Source organism: Intrasporangium sp. (assembly GCF_035280925.1).
GTDB lineage: Bacteria > Actinomycetota > Actinomycetes > Actinomycetales > Dermatophilaceae > Intrasporangium.
The window spans coordinates 1-5,456 of sequence record NZ_DATEEY010000221.1; the positions used below are offsets into that span (position 1 = coordinate 1).

The following is a 5,456-nucleotide window of genomic DNA, read 5'->3' on the forward strand; positions in this document are numbered from 1 at the left end:
GTCCGCCCTCTCCGGGAACGCCCGGGTCGAGTTCGCGATGGGTCCCCGTCCGTCGGACTTCGGTGCTCGGGCCCAGGACGCCCCGCCGTCCCTGACCACGGGCACGGAGGCGCCGAAGCCGCTCAAGGACGCCACGGGCCCCGGCCGGGGCACGGCCAGTGTCACAGGTCTCGCCGCCGGTGATGACGCCACGGCGCTCTTCGACGACACGTCGCGGACGTCGGCAGCCTTCGGGACCGCGACGCCGACCATCGGCTTCACGCTGTCGGGGGTGGGCCAACGGGCGACGTGGTACACCGTCACCTCCGGCCCGGCCGCCGGCGACCCGTCAGCGTGGCGACTCGAGGGGTCGCGCGACGGGGGCGCCACGTGGACCACACTCGACACCCGGTCGGCTGAGCAGTTCCCCTGGCGCGTGCAGACGCGGCCGTTCCGGATCGCCGAGCCTGAGACCTACACGTCCTACCGCCTCGTCGTGACGGAGACGACCGGCGCGGCCAACGCCAATCTGGCCGAGGTCGAGCTGCTCACGGACGGGTCGAAGGCCCAGACGACCAGTCTCAAGGTCGTTGGTGCACCCGAGCTCGAGGTCACCGAGGACACGGAGTGGACCGGCACGGTGGCGTCGTTCTCGGGCGGGGTCGGCGAGCCGTCCGGACCCGTCACGGCCACTATTGCCTGGGGTGACGGCTCGAGCTCCGACGGCACGATCGTGGCCGGAGATCTCGGCTCCTTCACCGTCAACGGCACCCACACCTGGTCGGAGCCCGGCTTCTACCAGCCCCGAGTGACGGTGACGATGCAGACCGGCAGCGGGAGCGCCGTCGGTGGCGTCACGGTTCACCAGGCGTCGGTGCCGTCCTATGCCGCGGCGTTCAACTCGGTCTGCATCGGCGAGGTGGGCCAGCAGGTGCCGTGCGATGCGGACCGCGCTGGCATATCCCGCACGGCGCTGACCGAGGCCGGGGGCGTCCCGGGCCGCCTCATCACGGTTCCGGGCACCGACCTGCGCTACTCCATCCCGGCCATCCCGCCCGGGGAGAACGACAACGCGACCGGCGCCGGGCAGACGCTCGAGGTGACCTTGGCCCCGGGCGCGACGAAGCTCTCGCTCATCGGGACCGCCACCCAGCGCGACCAGGACACCATGGGCCGCGTCAACTTCTCCGACGGCACCTCGGTCGAGTACCCGATCCAGTACGGCGACTGGTGCGGCTCCGCGAAGTTCGGCAACGTCATCGCCCTCGAGATGGCATACCGGCTCAACGGGACCGGGACCGACGGGTGCCACGCCAAGTTCTTCGCCACGGCACCGCTGACCATCCCCTCCGGCAAGACGGTCGAGTCGGTGACACTGCCCACCCAGACCGGGGACCCGAGGAGCGCGGGGCGGATCCACGTCTTCGCCGTCGCCGACAACGGGGCCGCGCTGACGATCGAGCCGCCGGCCGACCAGATGGCCTCGGCTGGGACGTCGACGGACCTCGACCTCGGGGCCGTCTCGGGCGGCATCCCGGCCGGTGACGGGAACGGCTACGCCGCACGCGTGCAGTGGGGCGACGGCACGGTGACCGAGGATGCCGTGGTCTCGGCGATCGGTGCCGACGGCACCGCGACAATCACCGGGTCCCACACGTGGGCAGGGGCGGGGTCGTACACGGTCCACGTGTTGGCGTCCGACTCCCGCTCCGACGTCGTCGCCTCGTTCACCGTCACCGTGACCTGAGGTCACCCGCATCGGATCGCGCCGCTCTCCACGTCGGACCGACGTGGAGGGCGGCTCCACACCCGGCCCCCTGCTGTGTGAGGTGCTCATATTGAGCGTCACGCCGCGAGACCCCATCGTCGGCTGATGGACACGACACGGCATCTGACAGCAACGCCCCGTGCCCGGATCGCGCTCGCCACGACGACGGCCGTGATCCTCGTCGGCGCGTTCATCGCGCCCACCGCCAGCGCCGACCGGGAGACCAGCAAGCCCGGCGGCGGCCACTGTGCCCGCATCGACAAGGTGACGGTCCCGGGCGCCGCACACCAGGAGGTCGCCTGCCTCGACGACCTGACGACCGCCGGCACCGTCGCGAGCGGACACACGATCCCCGGCAACTGGGCCGGCCTCAACGCAGCCGGCACGACGAACCCCACCGGCGTCCCCGGCATCCAGGTGGACGGCTACTTCCCCGACACGAGCACCACCAACACGAACCACGGCTGGAACCACGACTCCCAGTTCGTCATTCGCATACCCGACAACTGGAACGGCGGTCTCATCGTCAGCGGTTCGCCGGGCAACCGCGCGACCTACGCCAACGACTTCATCGTCAGCGACTGGGTGCTGGCCAGGGGCTACGCCTTCGCCGCGACTGACAAGGGCAACACCGGCACCGGCTTCTACCACGGCGAGGAGGCGGGCGGCGCTGAGCGGGAGTGGAACTCGCGCGTCACGGAGCTGACCATCGCGGCCAAGAACGTCGTCAAGCAGGTCCGCGCCAAGTCGCCGAAACGGACCTATCTCTTCGGCATCTCCAACGGCGGCTACCTCGTGCGCTGGCAGCTCGAGAACCGGCCCGAGCTCTACGACGGCGGCCTCGACTGGGAGGGCACCTTCTTCCGGTCCGAGGGACCGAACCTGATGACCTACCTGCCGACCGCGCTCAAGCACTACCCGGCCTACGCCGCGACCGGCGACCAGGCCGCCCACGACGCGCTCATCGGGGCCGGCTTCGCGCCCGGCTCGGAGTTCCTCTGGCCGTTCCACCACGCCGTCTACTGGGACCTGACGCAGCGGATCTACCGGGAGTCGTTCGACCCGACGTGGGACGGCGACCTCGACGCCGGCATCCCGTACTGCGTGAGCGGCACGCCGAACTGCGACGCCGACTACGACTACGCGTCACGCCCGGACGAGGTCAAGGCTGCGGTTGCCTCGGTCGAGAACACCGGACGGATCGGCAAGCCGCTCATCACCGTCCAGGGCACCCTGGACACGCTCCTGCCGATCAGCACGAGCGGCGACCCGTATGACGCGCTCATCGACTCCGTCGGCCACGGCGACCTGCACCGCTACTACCGCATCGTCGACGGCACACACACCGACGCCCTCTACGACTTCTTCCCTGACCAGCTCCGTCCGATGCTGCCGTGTGCCCGCACCGGGTTCGACGCGCTCGTCGCCTGGGTCGAGACGGGCGCCGAGCCGCCGGCGGACCGCACCGTCCCGCGACCCTCGGCCGACCTGGTCAACAGCTGTTCCCTCTGACCCAACCACCCACCCGAGGCCGTGTGCCGCTGGGCCTGGGCCCAGCGGCACACGGCCTTGCTCTTCGGCCGGGGAGACGTGGGCCGGGCGGCCTCCGGGCGCTACCGTCAGCCCATGCAAACGAGCACCCACACCGTCACAGCCACCGACGGCACACCGCTCTTCGTCCACCACTGGCTGCCCGAAGGGCAGCCCAAGGCGGTCGTCCAGATCGCCCACGGGATGGCCGAGCACTCTGCCCGTTATGCGCGGTTCGCGGAACGGCTCACTGAGGCGGGCTACGCCGCCTATGCCGGGGACCACCGCGGCCACGGGCAGACGGCCGGTTCGGCGACACCGGACCACGGCTACTTCGCGGACACGGAGGGATTCGACACTGCCGTCGCCGACCTCAAGAGCGTGACGGAGCATGCCAGTGCGGAGCAGCCGGACCTGCCGATCTTCCTCTTCGGGCACAGCATGGGGTCGTTCCTGTCGCGCGCCTACGCGCTCAGGTGGGGACGCGACCTCTCGGGGCTCGTCCTGTCGGGCACTGCCGGCGACCCCGGGGCCCTCGGCCGGATCGGGCGCGCCGTCGCGCTGGCCCAGGCCCGAGTGCGCGGTCGGCGCCATCCCAGTGGACTCATGGACCGTCTGACCTTCGGCCAGTACAACGCGGCGTTCAAGCCGACCCGGACAAGGTTCGACTGGCTGTCGCGTGATCCGGACGAGGTGGACAAGTACATCGCCGACATCGAGTGCGGCAACATCTTCACGGCGGGCTTCTACTCCGACCTGCTCGGTGGGCTGGCGCGGATCAACGCTGACGGAGAGGTGTCGCGGGTGCCGAAGGGCCTGCCCATCCTCCTCGTGTCAGGTGAGCTGGACCCGGTGGGCGAGAAGTCGAAGGGCGTGCGCCGGGTCGAGGAACAGTACCGACGGCTGGGGGTCGAGGACGTGACCTCGATCTTCTACCCCGGTGCCCGCCACGAGCTGCTCAACGAGACCAACCGCGACGAGGTCATGGACGACATCGTCGAGTGGCTGGACATACGGCTCGCCGCGCGCTCAGCCTGAGCTGGGTACCCCTGCGAGACCGCATGGGCAAGTCCGCTAGGTTCGGCGGCCATGGACTGGTGGGACGAGGTCGTCAGGCGGCTCGAACCTGCGACGGGCGAGGTGAGCCTGACGGCTGCGGCGGTGTGGACGGTCCTCGCGGCCTCGGTCCTCGTCGTCGCCGTGGAACCGCTGTGGCGGGTACTCCGGATCGCCGTGACGCTCGTGCACGAGCTGGGCCACGCGGTCGTGGGGATGGCGGCGGGCCGTCGGTTCACCGGCTTCGTCCTCCGTGGCGACATGTCGGGCCACGCCGCCACGGTGGGACGAGCGCGGGGCATCGGTCGAGTGGTGTCCACGTGGGCGGGCTATCCGGCCCCAGCGGTGGTCGGTGCCGCCATGGCCTGGGTTGCCGGTCTGGGATGGGCGGCGGCATTCATCGGCGGCATCCTCGTCATCCTGCTCTTCGCCCTCGTCCGTGTGCGATCGCCCCTCACCCTGCTCGTCATGCTCGTGGCCATCGCCGCGACCGGGGCCCTGTGGTGGTGGCGCGACGACCTCCTCCAGGCGCAGGTGCTCGCCGGCACGGGAATCGTCCTCGTGATCGGCGCCTGGCGGCACGTGGCTGCCGTGGCGCGGACTTCCGACCGATCGAGCGACCCCGGAGTCCTGGCGTCACTCACCCACGTGCCGCGCGTCGTCTGGAACCTCAGCTTTGCCATCGTCTGCGCCGCAGCCACCTGGGTCGTGGCAACCGAGGTTCTCTCCGCCCTCCAGTGAGTTCGCACAGACGACGCCGAGGAGCGGTCACGATATCGTCCCCGACCTCATCGCCCGGTATCTCGCAGCGAGGTGGGCGACACGAACGGAGCAAGCAGGTGTTCATCGGGGGTGCCGAGCGTCCGCCACCCCCGCCGAACCCGACCCGAGCACCGATGACGACCCCACCGCTTTGAACCCGCGCGGGTGAGGCGCTGGTTCTCCTAGTTGAGGTCGAACGGCGAGCCTGGGGCCTCCAGCGCGCTGCCGAGTGCCGTCGCAAGGCCTCGTTCGCGGTGGGCCAGCTCGAGGCCCAGCCGCAGCCTCGACTCCGTGTCCGGCGATTCGAGAAGGCGCTGGCGGTCAGCAAGATCGAGCGAGACGACGAGTGGCACGGCGTAGG

The 5,456-nt window shown here is 70.5% G+C and carries 3 protein-coding genes and 1 pseudogene; all 4 read left to right on the top strand.

Going from position 1 to position 5,456, the window contains the following annotated elements:
- Window positions 1-1,726, top strand: a pseudogene (locus tag VJN29_RS19925) (ATP-binding protein); the annotation flags it as partial.
- A 126-nt stretch (window positions 1,727-1,852) separates the two neighbouring features.
- A complete protein-coding gene (locus tag VJN29_RS19930; protein ID WP_324145387.1) occupies window positions 1,853-3,259 on the top strand; it encodes a 3-hydroxybutyrate oligomer hydrolase family protein in 1,407 nt (468 codons plus the stop codon).
- A 114-nt stretch (window positions 3,260-3,373) separates the two neighbouring features.
- Window positions 3,374-4,315, top strand: a complete 942-nt coding sequence (locus VJN29_RS19935; RefSeq protein ID WP_324145388.1) for an alpha/beta hydrolase — start codon at window positions 3,374-3,376, stop codon at window positions 4,313-4,315.
- Window positions 4,316-4,366: 51 nt separating this feature from the next.
- On the top strand, window positions 4,367-5,074 hold the full coding sequence (locus tag VJN29_RS19940) for a M50 family metallopeptidase (protein WP_324145389.1): 708 nt from the start codon (window positions 4,367-4,369) through the stop codon (window positions 5,072-5,074).
- Window positions 5,075-5,456: the final 382 nt, after the last annotated feature.